The sequence below is a fragment of the Flavobacterium sp. genome (assembly GCF_036405015.1).
Taxonomy (GTDB): domain Bacteria; phylum Bacteroidota; class Bacteroidia; order Flavobacteriales; family Flavobacteriaceae; genus Flavobacterium.
Window position 1 is genome coordinate 1 of sequence record NZ_DASWYK010000046.1, and the last position, 23,543, is coordinate 23,543.

The following is a 23,543-nucleotide window of genomic DNA, read 5'->3' on the forward strand; positions in this document are numbered from 1 at the left end:
AATAAAACATTTTTTAAAGTTTTCGTTGGATTTCTAAAAAATCGGCGTATCTTTGCACCCGAAACATCGCGGGATAGAGCAGTAGGCAGCTCGTCGGGCTCATAACCCGAAGGTCACAGGTTCGAGTCCTGTTCCCGCTACTAAGTAAAGCTTCAGAGAAATCTGGAGCTTTTTTGTTTATTATTCTTTCTTTAAGACTTATATATTCACTGCCATCACCAAAAAAATTTTCATTCGTGCCAACAGTTTTTTATAAGCTCTCTGATGTTCCTTTTATTGCAGGACCAATATCTTTGGGTAAGTTACTAAGTACAATTTTTAATGCTTCGCTTGCCAAACCCGAACCAATTTCATCACCTTCACCATTTCTTACTAGATATTGATCGGTTTCAAAAATTGGTGTAACTGTTGGTGTGTCATATGTATATGGATAACCTGTGCATCGACTAAAACATAATGTAGTTAAACTTGTAAATGGAAAAAGTTTAGATAAAATCTTGTCTTTTACTGCTAGTTCAACAAAACTTTTAATTTCCTTCTTATATTCGTCGTGAAGAATTGATTGCCATTTATATTCAACTTCTTTTCCTTCATCAAAAGCTTTTGCTTTTTCCTCTAGAGCAACAAAAGAAAATTTATCCGCCAATTGCATTGTAGTCACTTTTGGGCTCAACCAATAGTCAATGCATTCAGCAAGTAGATCAATATCGTTAATGCCTCCATGCGCAAGACAAACTCCATCCCGCCAAAAATCGGACAAATAAAGCTTTTTTTCTGACGCAATATAAATTTGCGAAAACTTATTGTCTTTCTCGATTCGGGCGTACGCTCCAGGAAAATAATTATCCTCATTCTCGTTAAAAACCCTTAATTCAGATCCAATTTTATCAAATGCAAAATTTAAAGCAGAAATTAGTCCACCAGCTATTTCAATTTCTGCATAAAGTTTTTTGATCATCGTTGTAGTTCTTTAAATTATACTGAGCCCTGTAATAGCTACTGCCAGAAATTATTTATCCTAGTTCTTAGAGCAAATTTCAAACACGATTAGATTTAGAAATAAGTTATTTATCAATTAGTTTTGAACTATTCAAGAGTTCATTCAATCCAACTTCATCAAATAAAATACGCCCCACTTTAATATCTGACCATCCTTTTTTTAGTTTATAAGTAAAAGTCGGTACGTTGTTGATTAATTCGCAATCCAGATAAAATGTAGAGATTTTATCATTTGTAAACTCTTTTAATTCCTGAATATGTGTAGAAATAAAAAAATAAGAATTCGTATACTTACTAAGACCATTTATAGTTGTTTTGCAAATTTCTAAAGCATCTTCGACATTTGTTCCGCTAAAAAGTTCGTCAAATACGGCAAAACTTCTATTTCCTTCTGCTGCATTTAGCACAACATCTTTAAGATTCATTATTTCTGTCATAAAATGGCTGTATCCGTTTAAAATAGCATCGCGTTTATTAATTCCGATTGAAAAATCATTACAAAAAGGAATTACAGCTTTTGATGCAGGAATAGCAAGTCCGAGATTTCCTAAATAGACACACAAACTAATCGATTTAAGAAAAGTTGACTTCCCAGACATATTTGGGCCATTTAAAACAATCACATTACTAAAAGCCGTAAAGTCATTCTTAACCGGATTTTTGACTAAGGGATGAAAAAAATCTTTTAAACTTATTTCATTTTCTTTAAAAGTCGGAAAAGTGAAGTTTCTGTTTTTAATAGCCAAACTGATAGAACAATAGGATTCGAATAAAAATAAATCTTCCCAAAATGTTTCGATTTTTCCTTCTTCCTTTAGCTTCAAAATTTTATGAGTTAATTCTTTAAGATGTTTTCTTTTTAAACGTTTTTCTCTTATCATAAACTCATAATGTCTCAATTCAAAAAACGAAAGAAAAGACAGGATTCTGTTTAAATCTTTCCTATAAATTTCAGGAAAGTTTATGAGATTAATTCGTGAGAAATAGACCGATTCTAACCTATTAAAAAACAACACCATTTGATGCAATTTGTTATTTAAAAGAATTTCATCATCACTAGGACCTGAAAACAGAAAACGAGAACTTTTAGAATTTACTTCGCTAAAATTATTTAAGAAAAAATGAACCTCATTTAAATACAAAACGGTATACGAATAACTCTCCAAAACCTTCATATTGGCCATAAAAGCCTTGAGAATATTTTGTCTTTCTGCAATTTTATCTTCACTTTTTAAAGGAGTTTCTAATAAATAAAGAATCTTATTTTTGGTGAAGGAATTTAAAGAATAATCAAATACAGCCAATATCTCATTTTTAATATTTAAATCTTGAATGTTGTTCATCTTTAATATTTTAATAAATTATTTTTAATAGCTGCTGTAGCGATTACTCCAATTACAAAAAATTAAAAACTGTACAAATTCAAAGACATTTGCGCAGTTTTTTTATGATACTTTCTCAAAGCGAATACTATCTTATTTCTAAAGCAGTTGCTTTAATACTTTTTTACCGTTTTCATTAGTTGGATCTAATTCAATAGATTTTTTATACATTTTAATCGCATCCTCTTTTTTGTCAACTTGAAGTAATGCCTCTCCATAACTATCATATATATTGGAACTATTTGGAAAAAGCAAAGTGGCAGAAGCAAAAGTTAATAGAGCATTATCTGTTTTTTGACTTCTAAGAAATTGATATCCTAATCTATTAAAATCTCTTTCTGTTGCTTCATAACTATTTGGATTTTTTAAATATTCTTCAATTAACTGATTCGCTTTTTCTTTGCTTCCGCTCTCAAGCAAATTACCATATACTCTCGAAAGATTCTGCACAGGCATTTTATACGGTTTATGATCCATTATTTTAAAAATTTCATTGGCTGTCACAAAAACCGGATTTGCTGCATTAGACAATAAAATGACTGTTTCGTTTTTTGTAATGTTATGCATTAGCATAGAAGTAAGTCCTGTGATAAAACCGTCATGAAAAACTATTTTTTCATTTTCGTTCGTATACATTTGCCAGCCCAGTCCATAAGCTATTTCTTTTTCTTCAAAACGATAAGATGCTGTTTTTCCATCATTAAGTTTTGCAGGCGTTAAAGCTTCTTCTAATTCTTTCTTATTTAAAAGTTTGTAACTAAATAATGCTTTTTGATATTTATCTAAATCTAAAGCGGTACTTACAATTCCTCCATTGCCATAAAAATTACTTCTTCTTTCTACGGGGAAAGTAGCTTCTAAATTTTCAATATTCACCAAATCCATCGAATACATATTGGGATAAGTATACAACTCTGTCTGATTCTGTTCTTTAACTCTTCGGTTTTCAGGAAGAAATGAATCTTTCATATTGGCAGGTTTGAAAATATTTTTATCGAGATAATCCCTAAATGCCATTCCTGATATTTTCTCTACTATTAAAGCTGCAAGACAGAAATTAACATTATTGTATTCCCATTTATCTCCTGGTGAAAACGAAAGCGGAACTTTTTGATTGATAAATTCGGGTATAATATCCTGATTTGAAATCAGTTTATCTGGCTGGTTCTTCATTACTTCGGTGAACAAATTATAGTACTGCCCGAGTCCAGAAGTATTACTCAGCAAATGTCTGATGGTAACATTATGATAAGGAAAATCGGGAAGATATTTCTGAACCATATCATCAATTTTTAGTTTTCCTTTCTGTTGGAGCTGAAGTACTGCCGTAGAGGTGAACGTTTTGGATACTGATGCAATTGGAAATCGAGATTTATCACTAATTTTTTCTTTCTTTTCGATATTAGAATATCCATAATAATTAGAAAAAATGTTTTTATCTGATTTAGAAATTAAAACACTTCCGTTGTAGAGATTATTTTTAGCTAATGTGGAAAAGAAATGATTAAGTTCTTGTCCTGAGAGGATACTTGTAAAAAGTAAAGCACTAAAATAAAGAAATACCTGTTTTTTCATTTTGATTGATTTGATTGATTGTTGATTAATGATTAGCAGGCAAGATATGAAATATTTTTACTACAACAAATACAAGTACTTGTCACTAGCCAACATACAGGAGTATTCAGCAAATACAAAATCGCAAATCACCAAGCATCAAAACAAAACTTAACAATTAAATAATATCTTTTTCTAAATAACTGAGTTTATTTTTATAAATGTTTTCATAAATTTGCAATCTTCTAACGAAAGTCATTTTTTCAAATATAAAATTATGATTTTCACACAAATACCACGAAAAATATTTTTAAAAACCTGCACTCAAAAACAAATCATATTATAATTAAATACAATGCTTAAAAAAAACAAACCCCAAGTTCTATTTTTTATTCTTTTAAATTTATTTTTTAGTATCACCTTATTTGCTCAAAAAAGCGTTTATGCCGGAATTGAAATCGGACGAAGAGCAATCAAAGTCTCTGTTATTGATGTAAATAATATCAAAAAAGCCGATTACAAAATTCTTTCTTTCTGGACAGATAGAATTCCGTTTGCTGATCATATTGGTGCAACTGGAGAACTTACTGCAGAAGACATCAACAAAACTAGCGTTATTGTAGTTGACCAATTAAAAAAAATAAGAGCTGAGTATAAAATGCTTGATGAAAATATTTTCATTGTTGCTGCGCCTGTTTTTTCAAATGCGCGCAATCTTGACGTTTTAAAAAAGAAAATCTCTTCTCTTACCAATAAAGAACTTGAAGTATTGGAAGTTAACGAAGAAGCAAAAACTTTAGTAAAAGGTGCTATTCCACCGGTTGATTATGCCAATGCTTTCCTTCTTGATATTGGTGCTCAAACTACTAAAGGTGGTTATATTGACGAACTTAAAGACAACAAATTAGAGTTTATTCCTTTAGAACTTGACTTTGGTACAATGACACTTACTGATGCAGTAGAAAAAACAGTGGTAAACAAAAGCCAGATTAATGATATGTCAACATATCAAGAAAAATCTTTTGATTATAATCCGATTCTTCGCAAGAAAACACAAGCAATGTTTGATGCAAATCCGCTTTTAACGAAAAAAGATAAATTGTATTTATCTGGTGGAGCAGTTTGGGCATTTTCTACTCTTTATTTTGATGAAAACGTAAAAGATCATTATATCGCTTTAACGCTACAAGACGTTATCGATTACGATGCTATTCTGAAAAACAATTTTGGAAAGTTTACCAACCTTGCTAAAACCAACAAAGAAGCGGCAAGAGTTTTGAATACTTACGACCAAAAATATCTTATTTCGGCTAATAATATATTAGTGACTTGTTTAGAAAGTATTCCGAATGCGGCAACAAAGAAAATATACTTTGTAAAAGATGGTCAAGTAACTTGGCTGATGTCTTACATTGCAGATCGTTCTAAAAAAATCAATACTAATTTTTAGGAATTTACTCTTTTCAATATTTACAAAAGCTTCGAATTTCTTCGAAGCTTTTTTGTTTTTAATTTATAATTTACTAATAATCCAAATTGTATTCACTGATCATTAATTCGGGCTTTTTGTTGGAATATTTTATACTTATCGAATCTCCTGCTTGTTTATTCAGTTTCTTTTGCATTCCGTCAGACTCAATATAAACTTTGTCATCCACTAAATATTTAATTCTGACATGTTTTCCTTTATGCAAGGATATTTTGGTTATGATCCCTTTTGTTATCGTATAATCTTTATTAATAAACCTAATTTCGTCAGCTCTTTGATCACTCAGATATTTCATAAGGCATGCAAAAAAAGCAATTATCCCAAATAAGATCAAAACTAACTTAAAATAATCTTTACGAGTGGCTTTAATTACTACCTTTTCTTTACTAATTTGATTGCGTTCTTTCTTCACGGAATTTTGTTTGATTCTGTTGTACTAATTTCTTTTTATTCTACTTCTCTTATATTTTAGAAATTGATAAAGGCATAATCTAAATACTTGAATGATAAAAAAGTTTAGAATCAGGATTTATTATTCAAACAAGTTCATTTTAAGCAAACTATCTATGTAATCATTGCTTGTTTTGCTTAACATATCAAAATAATAAAACGCGTGTCTTTTTAAATCATCTCCAAAAATTTCTGAATTATATAATCTCACCATTCCATTTCCTAAAGATTCTTTTTCTGTTCCTCTATCAATAACCCATTCATTTGGCGAAACCCTATTAACTGTTTTTATCGCAAAATAACCTCCAAAATTATATGCTGGTTGATGAAAGTAAGGGTGTCCAAATACGCCTAGATTATTTTTTTCTATTAATTTAAATTTTCCATTTAGTTTAAAAATAATCAAATTAAAATAAGGCGTCTCCCAATCACCATCTTTCATTTTTTTAATCGTTTTTCCATAATTAACTTCAATTCCTATGAAATATTCATCTTGAAAATGCTTATATCGGACTTGATTTTTACCAGTTTGCAATATTTCATTAAAATTTTCAAATTTTAAATCCAACAAGCGATCATAATAGCTTATCCATCCTTCTATATTGTAAAATGGGTCTTTTAAATATGCTTTAGAAACATCTTCTTCTCTTACAATTTTGTCTTCGAAGCTATTGAAATTAGAAATTTCTTCATATAAATTGTTCTGCTCAATCGACCAGAATCTTTCTTTGGATAAATTCTCAATTTCAAGTTTTGCATCTGTCAATTTTTCTAATATTTTCGGCTCTCCATTTGTACCGTCGGTTGGAGTGTAATTGTAAGAGAAATTGTTATCATCATAAAAAACATCTAAATAATCTAATCGTTTTAATATATCGTCATTAATATTATTCATATTAACTGGACTTAAAAGAAATGAATATAACGCTCTCTCTAAGTAAGTATTTTTGTATTTTTCAATTAACTTTAAAGTGTCTTGTTTTAGAATATTTATTTGATAATTCATTTTTTTTAATTCAGTTTCTGCATTAAAATTTTGCTGAGATGTCCCGGTAATAGGCACACTATAAATTCCATAGGCATGAATTATTTAGCACAGATTACAAATCTGCGTAATCGTTGCGAAAATATATCAACGCGATCTTCATTACTTTTTCGCAAACATTTTACCCCCCCACCAAATCAAGCCAATTATCATAAGAAAAACTACAGGATAAAATGACCATAATACGATTTCATAAAATAACATTTCAAAATCATATTTATCATTTATTCCTTCAAATAGGGAAAAACTATCTATTAAATAAGCAGCTAATGATACTTCTACAATATATAACAATCCAAAAAGTGTTAGATATTTATAGATTTTTTTTTCTTTTTTTAAATATACATAGCTTTTAAAAAAAGAAAATATAATCAAGAATAAAATAATTAAGATATAAATACTATTCATAGTAATTAATTTTTTGTTTTTTGTGAATTTCGTACATCTTTTGTTTTATCTTCTGTAGTTGAAAATTCAAGTTCTCCAATTTTATTTGTCCAATCATTATAATCATACTCTGAAATTTTCTGAGTTGCAGAACTTACAGGTTTTTTAAAGAAGTCTCCAAAATTAGCCATAACCCTTCTCCACTGTGCTTTTTGAGCGGCCCTACTGACTATAGGAGCCCCTATTAATCCCATGTCAGTATTTGTTCTAGTTGTATTATTAATTTCAAAAGTTACAGTGCCATTTTTAAAAGATCCCGTAAAAAATATATACCCAGCATCTGTATGTCCTTCTAAAGTAATAAAATTAGCACTAAATGAATTTGAACTTGAGGAAACCGAATTCACCCTAACGGAAGCATCATCAGGCCCCATAATATCAATATCAATATGATCATTTTTTGATAATTTACCATTTCCATCTCTATCAATTAAAGTATACGTAGCAAAAGTGTTTGTTGTTATTTTTCCAGGATTAGTGGTAAATGTTTCTTTAAAAGCATCGAATTCTTTTTGCGTAACCCCTTGAACAGTTGCTGTATACACCTGATTCTGAACATCACTTATATAATCTCCATCTTCTAAAGTTATATCTTTACATCCTTCACACCAACCTGTTTGCGCTTTCGATTTTACCTGTTTTCCGTTTGGATCTATTAGGTTTATTGGATTTTGATAACAATAAATATAAGAATTTAAGTTTCCTGAATTATATACTCCCCCGTTATGTTGTCCATCAAAATATAATTGTTTTTCAAATATCGGGTTATAAATAGCAAGTGGATCTACATTTAACCATAAACTTGTCTTCATATCCAAATATCTAGCTCCATAATAGCTAAGATTCGTCTCACGATCCAGTTCTTTCCCATTAAACAAATAAGGCGAAGAAAATGAGCTACTATGTTCTTCAAACAAAATCTCACCGAAAGCAATATACTCCACATGCTGTGAAATAGCCCCATTTTTGTTGGTAATATACGATGTACTTCCCAAATGATCAGGATGAAAATAAAAAATATCATTTTCTGGCATTCCTGTTCCGGTAAACCCCTCACCTCCTTTTACAGTTGTCGGTTCTACAGGTGGACCAAACTGCACAGGCGGTCCCGGAACATCACCTGGCGCATTGAAAATTGGATTTCTTGGCCAACCTTCTGGTGGTTCCTGGTTTTCCTCAACTGGTTTTAAAACTTCACTTGGATACGGATCTCCTGTAAATTCTGGAGTTGCGTAAATACCTTGTTGTGTTGGTGGACCTGGTGGTAAACCTAAACTTCTGACATAGGTATCTAATGCTTTTTGCTGTTCGGCTGTGAACTTGCTGTAATTAACTCCTCCTGCTGTTATTTTTAAAGGCTGGGCAAAAGTTCCATTACCTAATTTACTAATAATTCTTCCTGCACCATCAAAATAATGTTTGGTAAATTTTCCTTTACTTATTACAAAATATGGAGAAACATAACCTGTATAATCATCCGTATGTACAATCGTTGCCGCTGTTTCACCATTTATGGCTACATTCTGGGAATCTCCTGAGCTTTTAATTACTCTTTCTCCTCCTGCATCGTACGTATACTGATGAATTCGTCCACTATCATTTATTCCCATTAAACGGTTTTCTTCGTCCCAAGTCATTTTTCGGAAGGACTTCTCTTCAGTGTAACTCGTTGGGTTTCCATTTCCATCATAAACGTAATCTCTTGCTTCTGTTTTTCCTATCTCGGTAATTTTGCTAGGAGCATAGGGATGTAGTGCATTATCATAGTTATATTCCAAAACATACCCTTTCTGTTCGTTATTTACTATATGTACCAAGTCTTTTTTGGTGATATTGTGCATTTTATTATAGCTCATATTCAGCTCGTAATTGGCTTTGGTAAACTCTCCCTGATAAGATGCTTTTGCCGATTTTAAACGATAGAAATCATCGTATTGGTATTCATGCGAAGACGTTCCTCCTAATGTATTGTTTACAATTGGTGAAGTGTTTTTTATACTTAAAACATTACCTACCAAATCATAACCGTACGCATTATTCATAACTTGTCTAGTACCGCTCTGGACTTGCAGCTGTTGTAATCTCCTCATGACAGGATCGTAGGTATAATTGGTCTCGGTATTATTGCCGTATTTTAAATACTTACGTTGTTCAAATTCGTCATAACTCAATTGTTTAATATAATCGTAAGTATGGCTTTCTTTTTTCCCCTGCATACTCTGTAGGTTTCCGGCCCGGTTATAGGTATATTCTACCACTTCTCCGTCAGGATAAGTCATTTTTTGGATACGATTCCATGTGTCGTATTCGTATTGCGAAATATAGGTTTGTATATCCGTTGGTGTAATACGAAGTGTTCTAATTTCTTTTTCAACTTCTCCTAATTTTCCATAGAAAAATTCCTGTCCCCCACTGGCATCCTGTACAAACCATAATCTGCCTCGGCGTGATGGCGTTCCGTCTACTTTCCCATAATTATATTGCACATTATTCTGCGGGTTTTTAGGATATTTGATACTTTCTAAACGGTTGTAATTGTATACGTATTGTATAGCACCACCATTAGGAACTGTATTTTTAATATCTTGTGTAATACGAGTGGTCAAATTACCTGCCAAATCGTATTCCATTTTGGTTGTTCCTGCATCTGGATGCGTAAATTCTATACGTCTTCCCAACCAGTCGTAGGTACTTTGAGTAATGTGATCCATTGCATCGGTTACTTTAATCATTTCGCCTAATGCATTAATAGCGAATTTCGTTGTCAAATCGTTTTGCATACTGGCTACACTCTGCCCTGTAACATCGGTATAAATCGTATTGGTTTTGTTTAGCGCATCTGTTTGGGTTGTTTTTAAAACAGGAAGACCATCATAATTTTCTAATGCAAAAACAGCTGTATTGGTACTTCCGTCTGGCAAGGTTACTTTTATGGGGCGGTTTACCTCATCGTAGTCGGTTTTAGTTGGTGCAATAGCTGAAACTGCTGTACTAAAATTATTATCCATAGTGGTAGTTGTGGTTGGATAATAACTGGTTATCGCTCTTCCTAAACCATCATAAATTACTTTTCCAGAGATAATATGTGCTTCTTGATCGGCACTCCCTGCTGCGGTAAATAAACTGGCTGTTTTCTTTACTTGTAGAGCTCTGCCTAATCCATCAGTATAGGTATAAGTTTCAATATCTTTATCCAATTCTGGATCATAATTTCTAGTTTTAGCATATGGCACTTTTGCTTCTGGGAAATACTCGTAAGCAATCGTATACGGTTTACCTGAAGCAATTTCGTAAGGCGCACGAATTGTAGCAATACGACCTTTTGCATCCAAAGTATAATCTGTACTTTGATCGTTACGATCTGTTGTTTTGATTGGCACTCCAAAACGGTAATTGTATTCCATTTTGTTTTGGTAACCAAAAGCATCTTTAATTTCCATCATGTATTGATTGTTTTCACTATCATATACATATTCTAAAGTCATACGTTGTGCTTTATGATTTTCAGGACCTGTAATTTTCTGCATATTTCCATAAGCATCATAAGCAATATCGGTAATAGCAACCTTATCTGCAGCAGCGTAGTTTTTAATCTGAGTTACTTCTGCCGTCGTTGTATTGATTGTGGTTGCTCTTTTTCGTTTTAAACCTTCTGTGGTAAATACTTCCAATTGTCTTGGAATTCCACCATAATAAGGTGTAGTACTTTCGTAATAACTAATTTTTGCGGTCACTTTATCATCAGCAGAACCATTTCCTAAGTCTTCATACTGAACAATATTTCCGTTAGCATCGTAAGTATTAAAAGTATTGGTTTCCAAGTAATCACTTCCTCCTTCATACGCTTTTTGATTGGCATGAATTAAACCAACAAAAATACGTTTGGCATCGCAAGAAGGCAAATTCAATTCTGAAACCGGAATACTTGCCTGTGTTGCCACATCAACAAAACTGTATTCGTTTTCAGACTCCTGACGCATTTTTCCGTTTTTATCTAAAGTATAACTGTGCTTTACAAGGTTTTTTCTGAAATAATCCTGATTATAAAACTCCTGAACTGTTGTTGTAAAAACAGAATTGTTGGAAGCATCAATTTGTTCCTGAATCACTTTACCAAAACCGTAAAATTCTCTTTCACGACGATCGTGATAACCGTCTTCATATCTGAATTTTGCAATAGAATGGTCAATTCCGTCTCCTGTATGTCCGTCAAACACATCTACAGATTGTAAAACCCATTTAGCTGAAGGGTTTTCGTAGCTTGGTTTTAATAATTCATAATCTACAACGTAGCTGTTTCCTGCGCCGTTTGTTACACTTTTAAGTTTGTTGGTTCTTTTGATATTGGAAAGTTGTACCGTAAGATTATTATCATCTCTAGAAACGATGTAGTCTAGATTTCCATCACCGTCTATGTCTGTAAAAGTTCCTTCAGAACGACTCGTGCTCCATCCTTTGCTTTCTCCAATAGTTGGCACTAATCTAAGAGGTAAGAAAGGAATCGGAATCGGAATTTCAAAAGTTATATTTGCACTCATTCCGTAGCTAACAGACTTATTCTGTTGCATCTCTGTATATCTTGGATAATCAACAGGTGCTGCAAAAGAATTCCCCATATTAAGTGACACAAGCATTCTATTGCCCTCGTATTTAATTTTATCTGCCAAACCATCACCATTGATATCCAAAAATGACTCTATTCCATCCGATTCTGATCTAGCATAATTTGCACCTCCTGAGAGAGAGGCTTTTTTTATACTAAAACCTAATCCTAAACTCCAATCTGTAGAGTTACCTTTATTTATTGAATTTAAGGTATTCCAATTTTCGGCTGGTAAAAATCCATAACCTGTATTCAAAGAGACCTCTCCTGCGCTTGTAATTTTATCAGGTAATCCATCTCCGTTAATATCGCTATGAATCATAGTCGATTCGTCTTCCCCCGTTCCTACAGAAGCATTGATAGATCCTGCTACTTTTTCTCCAGCCTTTTTTGCTTTATCAACACTTACATCTGATGCTGTTTGTGGTTTTACTTCAGATTTACTGGTCGTTTTAGTATTAGTATTCGCTACTGCTCCATGGCTATAACTTCCATCTGTATTCACTCCTTCGGAACTCATTTTAGAATGACTAAAATTATTTCCCAAATCAATGACTTCTTCAGAAATTTTCCCTAAAGGCAATGTCAGCTGTACATTGCTCCCTCTTATATAATCAGGAAAACGATCTCCATTAAAATCGCTCATCGTTTGTGTTACATCAGAGTCACCATCAATAGATTTACTGATGCCAAGACCAGCAGGTCCAACAGAAACTCCTGCAGATATACTTTCACTTTTGCTTACACTGATCATATCAAGAGCGCTTGTGCTTCCTCCTTGTAAATTTGGAAGAGAAAAATCCATGTAATCTGTAATATCGTCTTCTCCTAATCTAGAAGTTCCTATCGTGATATCTTTTATATAAATTCCTTGTTCAAGACCTTCCCATTTAGATTTTGCGTAAGAAGATTGCAAGGAGGTAAAATAAGTTTTAGACATTTCATAATCGGTATCTTTATAACTATCTGGATCCTGATTATTTAAGTTGGGTTCAGAGCCATAAGCATCTGATTGCTTTAACTGAGATTCATCGATTGTATCTGATGCCAGATTACCGTTTATAACAAATCCTCCCCATTGACGGTGATGCAATCCTATGGTTTTTTCATCAGAATTTAAAAGACTGTAAATTCCAAAATCGTCTGTTGCACTATTCCATATCACATCATCTGTAAGATCTGCTACATCTTTTAAATCGGTAACCTGAACCTGAATATTTAATGCATTTGCTTTTGGATAATTTCGAAGGATGTTGATAGATTCAGCATTTGAAATGGTTACCTCAAGCTGAATAGGAACATCAGCTAATGCTGAAGGATAATCAACCGCATTGTCAAAAGCATTAATAACTTCTGTTAAAGATCCGGTTGTTAGTTTATATCGTTTACGGGCTAGTAGAACATTATTTTGTTTCGCCGAAACGATAATATCTCCATTATAATTATTCAATGCACCTGGAGGAAAAGCCGTAGCTAAAACTAAATCCTGAGGCAATATATTCAATTTTACTTTTCCACTTACTGTTGAAGTTACACCTGGAATATCATAATTCCCAGCTCTTTTAGTATACAATAAATGAGATACTTCCATAGGAGTTTCTTCAATTTCTCCTCCTGGAAACACTGGTACAATAACAGTTGGAGCGAACGAAATACTATGCCAGTTAATATTGGTTTGGGTTTCTAATGCAATGCTAACTTGAGTTTCTCTTTCAAATGCAGGCAAGGTTATAGAACTTAGATTAAATGATGATACCTCATTAGCCAAAAAAGTCTTTTCGAATACTACCACTGGAGCATTGGTCTGATCAAGATATGTTTTTGTAATTCGTAAGGTAATATGATCTGAAGTAACTGGTTTGTTTAAAATTCCTTTTAAAATAATATTTCCTGCTATAGGTATTACTTTACCCGCATTACTACTACTGAAAAAATCAGCACCAGCTTCATACTGAACTAACGAATATAAATTTGCGTCTTTTAATCCTGCTGTTACGGGTACGCTGGATGTTATCTGATTTCCATTGCCATCTCTGTCATATTTTGTTATTTGCGAATAAGTGATAACAGGATTCCAAGTAGCAGTATCAAAACTTCCATCTTTTACAGAACTTACTCTAAAATACAATCTTTCGCCTTTAGCAACTGTAATATTATTATCGGTTTTTGTTTTAAGATCAACATCATTAGGCCCAATAAACTGATTCCATAGTAACTGATTTCCCTTTTGAAAATACAAACGCACTCCATCTGCCTTTTCATCACCAGCATTATTTACATATTCGCTTTGCTTTTTAATTCCTTCGGGACTTAAATCTTTAATTAACTGATATTGATGTGAAACCGTAATAGTTCCCGCAACAGGTGCCTGCCACATTCTTACTACATCATGCAACGGATTTTGTTGCTCTATTTCCTCCTGAGACAATGTAGAAGATCCCGGAATTGTAATAGTACCACCTCCCGCAACAGGAGAAGGAGTTCCTGAACTCGTTCTGTCAAATGTAGGAACACCATCTACTAATCTATTGTAATATACCTGTCCATTTTTTACATAATCGACCAATCCATCACCATTGAAATCCATAAAATAAGATTTCGTTTTATTGGTGCTGCGCAATTTGTCGTATCCAACATTTCCGATACTGATAATGGCATCGACACCCCAATTGAAAGAAGAATTTTTAGAAAGTCCTAAATTGCTAATATTAATTTCCTTAGCCTCACCAAAACCATTCTGACCCGATCCTGCTAAATTTTTACGATAGAAAACACCATTTTTATTTTTAAAAACCTTGTCTGGTAATCCATCCCCATCTAAATCTTCAAGTGTTACTGCTGTTTCTGAATTTCCTATACCGTTTCCACCGTGAGCTCCTATAGTATTACCTTTTAAGCTTCCCATACCAGAACCTAATCCAATACCTATTCTGTAATTAATTCCGATATTTTCGCCCTCAGTACTGGTTACCAAAGAGTGTTTTCCAGAATATAATATATCACTAAAAGAAGGAATAGAATTATTCGTTAAGTTATCACCTGGTACATTCCAATTCTGTTCTGGCCCAAACGGATTGTATTTTCCCGATGCATCACGAATGTCATCAAAATAATCCAATGTATTGGTATAGAATAATTTTGACTCCGAATCATATTCTGCAATAGATTCTAATAAAGTCTTTTTAAAAGCACCTTCTTTGTATTTTAATTCATAACTGCGAATCATATCGCCTTTGTAACGAACTTCAATTTTTCGAAGTAACTGATTATTGAGTTGTTTAAAACCTAAACGAGCCGAAACCTGAACATCGGAACGATTGGCTTCTCCTAAATCAGAGTTTTTTACAAAAGTTACATTGTAATTTCCTTTTTGAGAACCAAATCCGGTGTAATACACTTTTTTAATATAGAGTTCTCCATCACGTTTGTCATATTCATACTCAATTGAATTTCCTTTTAAATCAACCTGAAGACAAAGTGCCCAATGGCCAATATTTCCATTTGCATCCTGCAGAACATTATTTGTCGCAAGTCCAGAAGCCGTACCTCCATAATAACTTGTTATACCACTTTTATCTTTTACTACCCAATAGTAATTTTTAGGCGATGATCCTTTACGAATAATCTGCTGAAAAGCGCTTTCTCTTCTTGGATAAAACTGCTTATCTGAGGTTCTTGCAATCCATTCTATTCTATGAGAATTCGGAATCAAAGCTTCGCCTGCCAACACATAACTTTCTGTTTCGTTTGCTGCATCATATCTTGGCGCTCCCCAACGAGTTTCGATACTTACCGCTGGAACAGAAATATCCCAGCCCATACCGGCCCAGCTGTGTCCGCCATCACTGTCATATTGCAGATTAAACGAAGGCTGTACTCCTCCTCTTCCGTTCGGAATTGCTATAGAAAATCCTGTACTCATTGTTCCTCTTCCGTTGGCTGAAGGAGGTGCGATAGATTGAATTCCAACCAACGGACTAGCCGCTTTTAAATCTTTGATACTTGTTGGTGTATAACCCGAAGTTTCAGGAGATTCGGGCATTTTTATAATTCCGGCAATGAAATCGGTAAAATGAGTCGTTTTTGCCTTTATAATTCCTTGTTTGATATCCAGAGAATCTTTGGTTACTTCTTGCCACAGACGTTTGTTTTCGTCAAAATAAAATACATTGATGTCTTTTTCCGTATAACCTTCAGGAATTGTTTTTTTATCGTATGGAAGTGAAAGTGTCACGGCTTTTTCAAAAACAGTTCCGTGTGGTAATAAACGAAAACCAGCATTCACAGCCGTAACATTTACCATTGCTGAGTTTAATGGCGCAATATCAATTTTTCGTAAACCGCTTACCGAAACTTTTACATTATTTTTTAAAGCTCCAGCAGGAAAAACAGCCGAGAAATCTTTATAATCTAAAACATTTACTGTTTGAAAATCGATCGTCTTTGAAACTTTTTCCTTTGCATTTTCAATTGCTCTGAAATCTGAAACTGATGAAAAACGGTCAATTTCTAAGTTTTCATTTACTACAATTCCAGATTTAGTTTCTTTAACAACGGAGATTGATTTTTGGAAATTTTTCGCATCCAAAACCAATTCAAATTCCGGTTGATTCATATCTACAGTAATTCCTGCAATGGTCATTTTTTTGATCAGCGAAGGAAAATTAGTTCCTTTTATATACAATTTATCTTCTGCTTTAAGAAGTGTCAAGTTTGAAGATTGATCGCCGTTTTTATATACTATTCGTACATTTTTGATTTTATATTCAGTCAAAATTCCTTCTGAAGCCGTAAACAAAAGCACGTTATCTCCTTTTCTCAAAGATTTCTCAGACAACAATTCTGATTGTTTTGTCCAGCCTTTATTGTACGACAAAAACTGTCCTCCAATACTTGGTTGATTGTTTAAACTTCTAGAAATAGAGGCAGCCTGATCATAACCGAATAATTCGTATTCTAGATAAGCGTTCTCATTTTCTACCGGCAGCTCATCGATTTTTAAATGAAAAACATTATCGTACGCATCATCAATATCATCGGCATCTTTAACTCCGATTGTACCTTCTTTTATATCTGCGGTAAATAATTTTGTGGTCTTATTTTCATTTTTAAAAACAACCGTAGAATCAGCAATAGCAACTGTTTTTACTTCTGGATTGTTTTCAGAAAATAGTGTTGTTATTTTATATTCTCCAATATTAGCTGCAAACAAAAATGCACCTATAAGAAATACCAATATTATAATTCTATTTTTCATAAGCAGGTTAAATCGATTTGAGGTAATCGGTTTATTTTATTAATTAATCTGAACAAATTTTCTTTGTCAAATTATTTCACAATTACTTTAAAGGTTTTATTTCCAAAATCTGAGCTCACATTTACCAAATACATTCCCGAAGCTTCTTTTATACTGTCTTCATGCAAATAAGTTTCGATCTGACTGTATTTCTTTTCTTTTAAAAGTGATCCTGTAAGCGAATAAATACGAATGAAGGCATCTGTCTTTTTAGGAAACTGTATCGCTATTGCAAATTTCCCATCGGTAGTTGGATTTGGATATAAAATCAAGATGCTCGAATCTGTAATTTCCTTTCCATCAGTTGCAACTGCAATCTTTTTGGACGTTTTACATTCTTGTCCATTTATCAGTCGAAGCTCGTAATTACCAGGCTGATCGATTAATATCTTCGGATTATCATCTATAAAATTGCCTTCATAAAACCATTGATACTGGTAATTTCCAGTTGGTAAATCTTTGCTTGCATCGAGAGTTAAAGCATTTCCGTCGGTAAGCAAATACTCTGATTTTAGATTAGGAAAAGTTCCTTCTTTATCGGCTACAAAAACGGTTTCATTGTATAAATTCCCTTTTGCATCTTTAACGATATAATCATAAGTTCCAGACGAAAGCTGAACTCCGTTTTTACTTTTTGCAGCCTGACTCCATTGTTTTACAACCGCTTCGCTTCCTTCTTTTTTAACGGTAACCGTAAATGGAGCTTCTCCACCTTCAATCGTATAATTCAGTTCACCAGATCCCGAAACTCCGCAAAGTGCCTCCGTAATCCAGACTCTGCTAAACATTTGCGGTGCGACTTTTAGAGTAAATTTCGCAGTTCCCGATTTATGTTTGTTCCAGTCAAAATCTTTCAAAACCAATTTTTCTGAACTTGAAGTACTTGCCAGACGAATGTATTCTGAATCATTTTCATCATACGTTCCTTTTCCTGAATAATCTACTAAAAGCCAGTAATAAGTATCTTTTGGTAATGTCCCTTTTACGAAAGCAGGATTAAATGTCCAGTCTAAACTTAAATCTGTCGGATTAGTAAAATCCAGCTGCCATTCTCTTGAAAGACCAACAGGTTCGCCTTGTTCTTGTTTTTTAACTAAAAGATTCTTGCCATTGTCGCTCCAAAAAGCAAAATAGTTGTTCGGAATCACATTTGATTTGCTTTTTACTTCAAAACTCATCAAGCCTTCATCAATCATATTATTACTTTTAAGCTGCAATAATCCGCTGGCGTCATCGCGTCCGACAGCTGTGATTGAAGAAGTAAATCCTTTGTGTTTTTCAACATCCCAAATGGTTTCACTCTGACTGTTTAAGTAGTTTTTATTATCAAATTGAGAAAGCGAAATACCATATTTTATAGCCAAATAACTGGCTGCTTTTTGCGTTTCTAATCCAGATAAAACACGATTATAAATCAAAATCTCGCTTATACTCCCTTTAAAATCTTCTGGCGGAAGTTTTTCCATTTTTGATTTTTGTCCAATAGTCAATGAAGATAACTTTGCAACACTATCCGTAACATTTTGCTGAAAGAAATGAATATTGGCTTTATGAGGTTTTATCTTTTCCTGATAAGATTGATAGGAGTATTTTTTTAAATCTACCAAACGTTTGTTCGTTCCTGCCGAAATTATTTTTTGCGGATCATTGATCGTCCATAAAAATTGTTCTTTCAAACTGTCTTTAACCTTGTAAACCATAAAAAGCGTCTGACGTCTTTTGCTGTTTACGCCCAATGGCACAATTAAAGAATCCTGAGCAGTATCAAAAACAATACTCGGATTAAAATTGAAAACAGCTCCATCGTGTTTCTTTGCTGATAGCTTTGCTTCTTTATTGTTTATGAGACTTTCCCAATAATAATTATCTCCAGCATTTCTAGATTTAATCCAAAAAAAAGGATCTGAAACTGCTCCAGGAAGTACTTTATTCTGAGAAAAAGCAAAACCTGTCGTAAAAAGCGTTATTAAATTTACCAGTAAAAAAATCCTCTTAGTCATAATGTAAAGTGATTTTTGTGATGAGGTCTTTTAGAAATTGCCTAAATCATCAAAGTCAAATGAATAACCAATAATCAGTGAAATACTATTGATTTTGTTTTTGTTTTCGCTGTAACGATGTCCGTTTTCTTCTGTCATTAAAGCATCGGTAAGTCCTAATGAATATCTGGCTCCAACAGAGAAATTAGAACTAAATTCATATCCTGCAGATAAAACTCCGTAGAAATAATTTTTACCTGTAAAAGATTCTTTTAAAACCTTTTGAACATTCGCATCCGGCTCAAAATAAACTCCTGAATTCCCAAATATTTCCTGAGCGTTTGAGGTATATTTTATATTATCACTTGCAATATTAAACCCGACATAAGGACCAGCTCCAATGTAAAATCCTTCGGTTGGATAAAATTTAAACTGAGCTCCAACATTAATGTAACTATAGCCAAAAGTCATTTTATATTTGAGTCCTTTTGCATCTTCATAATTCAAATCAGTTCCCTGACCCGAATACGATATTTCTGTCTGGATAGCCACTTTTGCATAAGGATATTTCCAATTGATGAAAAATCCTCCAGTTCCTCCAAACTTTCCTTCGTCTTTTAAAGTGTAATTTTCATAAAGACCTTTTGGCACTATCGCATCCGGAAGATTAGACATTTTAGAAAATATTCCACCACCAAAAATACCATACGTAATTTCGCGGTCGCCTTGTGCCAATAAAGATTTTGTGCTTACTAGTAAAAGAAGCAAAATAAGTTTTTTCATTTTTTTATAAATTACCATTGATGAAAACTATAGCCTAACGAAAAGCAAAAGACACTGCTTTTGTTTTGATTTTCGATAAACTGAAAAGAAGATGCGTTACTTTTAATCATGTCTTTTACGCCCAAATAATAGCGAAAGTCAAAGTGAACGCTTTTATGAAGCTCGTAACCTAATGCAAAACATAACGAAAAATCATCAGCTCCATCAAGACCATCTTTGTAGAATTGTCTCGTGGCTACATCGTACATTCCGCCAGCTTCATTGGAAGTGTACGTAAGATCATTTGGAGATAAATTGATTCCGTAGAATGCTCCAATTCCAAAATTTAAACCTTCGTATGGATAAACTTTGTATAAAGCTCCGATTTGTAGAAAAGAATAATTGATTCCTAGTTCAAACTCTTTTCCAACAGCATCGTGATATTGGACCGTTTCTCCAGATTGTCTGAATAAGATTTCTGGCTGGATCGCAACGCGTGTATCGTGAAGTTTAAAATTTAAAAAGAAGCCACCTTCCAAACCATATTTGCCTTTGCTTTCCATAACACTATTATCAAAAGTGTTATCACGACCTTTAATGCTTTCCGGAAGATTACTAAATGTAGAATGTAATACCCCAAATTTTAGTCCATAGGTGATATTAGTTTCATTTTGGCTGTAAAGTGTGGTATTAAAAAAACAACAAAATATTATTAAGTGTAATATTACTTTCATTCAAAAAATTTTTGCGAATATATGTATTAATTGTACATAAAACTTAAAAATAATCGACAAAAAGTATAAAATAATCGTCCAATAACAATATTTCATTCAAAACCGTAAAAAACAAGATTATCTTCAAAAAAACATTATTTATTTGATTTTATGAGAAATAAACTTATAAAAATGAGTTTAAAAAGGTAATTTGGTTGATTGCTTAATATAGCTCATAACAAAAGAACTCTGCACTTTACTAATATTAGGAATGTTTGAAAGTTTTCGGATAAAATCATTAAAAGCTTCAGGATCTTTGACCACAACTTTCAAAACATAATCAAAAATTCCGCCTGTTACATAACCTTCCACAACCTCATCAAGTTCGGATACTTGTCTCGAAAATTCCTCAACCAATTCTAAACGCTGACTGTTAAGTGAAAGATTGATAATCACCGTAAAATTTAACCCTACTTTTTTAGGATCAATAATCGCAACATAATCTTTAATGTATCCTTCGTTTTCTAGTTTTTTAATTCGATCATAAACAGAAGTCCTCGACATATTGAGTCTTTCGGTCAAATCTGTAATATCGAATCGGGCGTTTTCCTGTAAGATTCTGAGTAGTTCTATTTCTTGTTTGCTTAATTCTTGCATCGGATTTTTTCCAGTTAAAGTATAAAAAACAATTCAATTTAGGACAAAAACCTAAAAATATTTCACTTAAAAGGATTAAATACATATTTAAATCAAAAATTTCGTTCATTATTCTACAATAAATACTTTTGACGGAACAAAACATATTTTCAGCATACAAAATGAACAAATATATTATTATCGTTGCTTTAGGCGCGTTGAGTTTCGGAATGTTGTCTTCATTCGCCAAAATCGCCTATGGAGAAGGTTATAGCCCAGCTGAAATTACTTTGACACAAGCCCTTATGGGAACTTTAATATTATGGTCAATTGTCCTTTTCAGAAGAATAAAAAGCGGTAATAAACTAAAACCAGATTGGAAATTACTTTTAGCTGGAACTACAATGGGTTCTTCTGCTTATACCTATTATTTGGCTGTTGCTTATATTCCAGCATCTTTGGCAATTGTTTTACTAATGCAGATTACATGGTTGAGTATTTTGGTCGAATGGCTATTTTTTAAGAAAAAACCAAGTTACATTGAAGTCGGTTCTGCCCTATTTATAATTTTAGGAACAATCCTTGCCGGAGATCTTTTAGAGTTAGGCAATGCAAATATTTCTTTTACAGGAATTCTTTTAAGTCTTTTATCAGCTTTGCTTTATACTTTGTATATTGTTTTTACGAGCAAAATAGGAAAAGAAACACCTATGTTCGAAAAAAGCGCTTTAATGACCAGCGGCTCTGCCATGATTATATTTTTAATCAATTGTGAAGCCATTGCCACAAGTACTCATTTAGATTTCGGATTATTGCAATGGGGAACTTTTCTGGCCGTTTTCGGAACCGTGATTCCTCCTATTTGTTTTTCGGTTGGAATGCCTAAAATCGGTCCCGGATTAAGTTCTGTTTTACTGACTTTAGAATTGCCTGCAGCAGTTTTCTGTGCTCATATTATTTTGGGTGAAAAAGTTACTTTTTTACAAATTATCGGAATAGCCATAATGCTTGGTGCCATTATCTATCTTAATATTGCCAAAGCCAAAAAAGAAAAAGTAATTCAAAAAGAAGCTGCCATATGTTAATTGATAGCAACGGAAACAAGCTTTACGCTGAATATCATACTGTATCTAAAAACAGACCTACGTTGGTATTTTTACATGATTCTTTAGGTTGCGTAGAACTTTGGAGAGATTTACCTAAAAGAATCGCTACAGCTTGTCAATGCAATTTGTTGGTTTATGATCGTCTTGGTTACGGCAAATCTGATGCTATGGCAACATTTGAAAGACCTTTACATTATTTGGAATTAGAAGCCGATGTTTTAAATAATATCCTTGAAAGTTTACAAATAGAAAATGCGATTTTATTCGGCCATAGTGACGGTGGTTCAATTGCTTTGATTGCTGCTGCAAAATACCAAAACCGCATTAAAATGGTAATCTCAGAGGCCGCACATATTTTTGTGGAAGAAATTACGCTGAACGGAATTCGTAATGCTGTTCATTCTTATGAGACAACAAATCTCCCTTTAAAACTTGAAAAATATCATGCTGAAAAAACTGAAGCTGCCTTTAAAGCATGGACCAAAACATGGCTTAGAAATGATTTCAGAAATTGGAATATTGAAAGTTTACTCCCTGAAATTAATGTTCCTTTGCTTTTTATTCAAGGCGAAAAGGATGAATACGGAACGCTAAACCAAGTTGAAAAAACAATAAATTTAGTTAACGGAAAATCAGAGAAATATGTGTTGCCAAATATAGGGCATACTCCTCACAAAGAAGCGCCGGAATTAGTATTAGAAAAAGTCTGTGCTTTTATAAAGCACTATTTTTAAGCTGCCTTTTTTAGGCTGCGTTTTTTCTTCTCTAACAATTGAAGATGATTTTCTGCACAGAGAATCTTTTCTGTTGTGCCATTTTTTTGAATTTCAATCAAATAATGAAAATCTCTTTCTTTTGAAGTCGATTTTATTATCAGCCCTTTTTTGAAATCCATTTTTCCTTCTATTACTTTTGCCTCATAAGATCTCCCACTCAAGGCAGTGTAGGTCACCTCTTGTCCTTTTAGAAATTTCATCGTTTTAGCTATTCAGTTTATTATTATTCGCTAATACTCGCAAGTCTTTTTACAGTCAAAAATCAATAGCTAAGGGGGATAACCGATTTTTTCTTACTGACGCGCA

At 33.1% G+C, this 23,543-nt stretch carries 15 protein-coding genes and 1 tRNA gene; 4 read left to right on the forward strand and 12 right to left on the reverse strand.

The features are described 5' to 3' along the window. Positions 1-67: 67 nt before the first annotated feature. A tRNA-Met gene (locus VGE71_RS03525) sits at positions 68-140 on the forward strand. 110 nt (positions 141-250) lie between these two features. Here the strand turns inward: VGE71_RS03525 and VGE71_RS03530 are convergent. The 3 genes from VGE71_RS03530 to VGE71_RS03540 form a co-directional block, all read right to left on the reverse strand. Then, positions 251-958 (reverse strand): DUF6193 family natural product biosynthesis protein, encoded by a 708-nt coding sequence (locus VGE71_RS03530; RefSeq protein ID WP_331137063.1) that lies wholly within the window; start codon positions 956-958, stop codon positions 251-253. Between the two features lie 106 nt (positions 959-1,064). Then, positions 1,065-2,342 carry a MutS-related protein gene (locus VGE71_RS03535; RefSeq protein WP_331137064.1) on the reverse strand — a complete coding sequence of 426 codons (1,278 nt, stop codon included), beginning with the start codon at positions 2,340-2,342 and terminating at the stop codon, positions 1,065-1,067. Between the two features lie 138 nt (positions 2,343-2,480). Beyond that, positions 2,481-3,956 carry a serine hydrolase gene (locus tag VGE71_RS03540; RefSeq protein WP_331137065.1) on the reverse strand — a complete coding sequence of 492 codons (1,476 nt, stop codon included), beginning with the start codon at positions 3,954-3,956 and terminating at the stop codon, positions 2,481-2,483. Positions 3,957-4,290: 334 nt separating this feature from the next. Between VGE71_RS03540 and VGE71_RS03545 the strand changes: the two genes are divergently transcribed. Then, entirely contained in the window at positions 4,291-5,385 is a 1,095-nt protein-coding gene (locus VGE71_RS03545; protein WP_144215219.1) for an exopolyphosphatase, read from the forward strand. Between the two features lie 73 nt (positions 5,386-5,458). Here VGE71_RS03545 and VGE71_RS03550 read toward each other — a convergent pair whose 3' ends face one another. The 8 genes from VGE71_RS03550 to VGE71_RS03585 all read right to left on the reverse strand — a co-directional run bounded on the left by VGE71_RS03550 (position 5,459) and on the right by VGE71_RS03585 (position 21,376). Beyond that, positions 5,459-5,836 (reverse strand): hypothetical protein, encoded by a 378-nt coding sequence (locus VGE71_RS03550; protein WP_331137066.1) that lies wholly within the window; start codon positions 5,834-5,836, stop codon positions 5,459-5,461. A gap of 120 nt (positions 5,837-5,956) precedes the next feature. Beyond that, positions 5,957-6,880 (reverse strand): hypothetical protein, encoded by a 924-nt coding sequence (locus VGE71_RS03555; RefSeq protein WP_331137067.1) that lies wholly within the window; start codon positions 6,878-6,880, stop codon positions 5,957-5,959. A 141-nt stretch (positions 6,881-7,021) separates the two neighbouring features. Continuing rightward, a complete protein-coding gene (locus VGE71_RS03560; protein ID WP_331137068.1) occupies positions 7,022-7,327 on the reverse strand; it encodes a hypothetical protein in 306 nt (101 codons plus the stop codon). 5 nt (positions 7,328-7,332) lie between these two features. Next, positions 7,333-17,226 (reverse strand): SpvB/TcaC N-terminal domain-containing protein, encoded by a 9,894-nt coding sequence (locus tag VGE71_RS03565; protein ID WP_331137069.1) that lies wholly within the window; start codon positions 17,224-17,226, stop codon positions 7,333-7,335. A gap of 71 nt (positions 17,227-17,297) precedes the next feature. After that, positions 17,298-19,265, reverse strand: coding sequence for a T9SS type A sorting domain-containing protein (locus VGE71_RS03570; protein WP_331137070.1), 1,968 nt, complete (start codon positions 19,263-19,265; stop codon positions 17,298-17,300). A gap of 30 nt (positions 19,266-19,295) precedes the next feature. Beyond that, positions 19,296-20,027, reverse strand: coding sequence for an outer membrane beta-barrel protein (locus VGE71_RS03575; protein ID WP_331137071.1), 732 nt, complete (start codon positions 20,025-20,027; stop codon positions 19,296-19,298). An 11-nt stretch (positions 20,028-20,038) separates the two neighbouring features. After that, positions 20,039-20,740 carry an outer membrane beta-barrel protein gene (locus VGE71_RS03580; RefSeq protein WP_331137072.1) on the reverse strand — a complete coding sequence of 234 codons (702 nt, stop codon included), beginning with the start codon at positions 20,738-20,740 and terminating at the stop codon, positions 20,039-20,041. Between the two features lie 177 nt (positions 20,741-20,917). Continuing rightward, on the reverse strand, positions 20,918-21,376 hold the full coding sequence (locus tag VGE71_RS03585) for an Lrp/AsnC family transcriptional regulator (protein ID WP_331137073.1): 459 nt from the start codon (positions 21,374-21,376) through the stop codon (positions 20,918-20,920). Between the two features lie 161 nt (positions 21,377-21,537). Here VGE71_RS03585 and VGE71_RS03590 point away from each other — a divergent pair, with 161 nt between their 5' ends. After that, positions 21,538-22,440 (forward strand): DMT family transporter, encoded by a 903-nt coding sequence (locus VGE71_RS03590; protein WP_331137074.1) that lies wholly within the window; start codon positions 21,538-21,540, stop codon positions 22,438-22,440. Beyond that, the gene (locus tag VGE71_RS03595) at positions 22,434-23,195 is read left to right on the forward strand and encodes an alpha/beta hydrolase (protein WP_331137075.1); all 762 of its coding nucleotides are present in this window, start codon (positions 22,434-22,436) and stop codon (positions 23,193-23,195) included. Before VGE71_RS03590 ends, VGE71_RS03595 begins: the two co-directional genes overlap by 7 nt. Here VGE71_RS03595 and VGE71_RS03600 read toward each other — a convergent pair. Then, positions 23,192-23,437 carry a hypothetical protein gene (locus VGE71_RS03600; RefSeq protein ID WP_331137076.1) on the reverse strand — a complete coding sequence of 82 codons (246 nt, stop codon included), beginning with the start codon at positions 23,435-23,437 and terminating at the stop codon, positions 23,192-23,194. The genes VGE71_RS03595 and VGE71_RS03600 overlap by 4 nt on opposite strands. Positions 23,438-23,543 lie beyond the last annotated feature (106 nt).

What these genes read in the sequence shown, in the direction of transcription:
- VGE71_RS03545 (WP_144215219.1), top strand. Translation starts at nt 4,291, where the DNA reads ATGCTTAAAAAAAACAAACCCCAAGTTCTATTTTTTATTCTTTTAAAT.
- VGE71_RS03565 (WP_331137069.1), bottom strand. Translation starts at nt 17,226, where the DNA reads ATGAAAAATAGAATTATAATATTGGTATTTCTTATAGGTGCATTTTTG.
- VGE71_RS03530 (WP_331137063.1), bottom strand. Translation starts at nt 958, where the DNA reads ATGATCAAAAAACTTTATGCAGAAATTGAAATAGCTGGTGGACTAATT.
- VGE71_RS03585 (WP_331137073.1), bottom strand. Translation starts at nt 21,376, where the DNA reads ATGCAAGAATTAAGCAAACAAGAAATAGAACTACTCAGAATCTTACAG.
- VGE71_RS03555 (WP_331137067.1), bottom strand. Translation starts at nt 6,880, where the DNA reads ATGAATTATCAAATAAATATTCTAAAACAAGACACTTTAAAGTTAATT.
- VGE71_RS03575 (WP_331137071.1), bottom strand. Translation starts at nt 20,027, where the DNA reads ATGAAAAAACTTATTTTGCTTCTTTTACTAGTAAGCACAAAATCTTTA.
- VGE71_RS03580 (WP_331137072.1), bottom strand. Translation starts at nt 20,740, where the DNA reads ATGAAAGTAATATTACACTTAATAATATTTTGTTGTTTTTTTAATACC.
- VGE71_RS03540 (WP_331137065.1), bottom strand. Translation starts at nt 3,956, where the DNA reads ATGAAAAAACAGGTATTTCTTTATTTTAGTGCTTTACTTTTTACAAGT.
- VGE71_RS03535 (WP_331137064.1), bottom strand. Translation starts at nt 2,342, where the DNA reads ATGAACAACATTCAAGATTTAAATATTAAAAATGAGATATTGGCTGTA.
- VGE71_RS03595 (WP_331137075.1), top strand. Translation starts at nt 22,434, where the DNA reads ATGTTAATTGATAGCAACGGAAACAAGCTTTACGCTGAATATCATACT.
- VGE71_RS03600 (WP_331137076.1), bottom strand. Translation starts at nt 23,437, where the DNA reads ATGAAATTTCTAAAAGGACAAGAGGTGACCTACACTGCCTTGAGTGGG.
- VGE71_RS03590 (WP_331137074.1), top strand. Translation starts at nt 21,538, where the DNA reads ATGAACAAATATATTATTATCGTTGCTTTAGGCGCGTTGAGTTTCGGA.
- VGE71_RS03560 (WP_331137068.1), bottom strand. Translation starts at nt 7,327, where the DNA reads ATGAATAGTATTTATATCTTAATTATTTTATTCTTGATTATATTTTCT.
- VGE71_RS03570 (WP_331137070.1), bottom strand. Translation starts at nt 19,265, where the DNA reads ATGACTAAGAGGATTTTTTTACTGGTAAATTTAATAACGCTTTTTACG.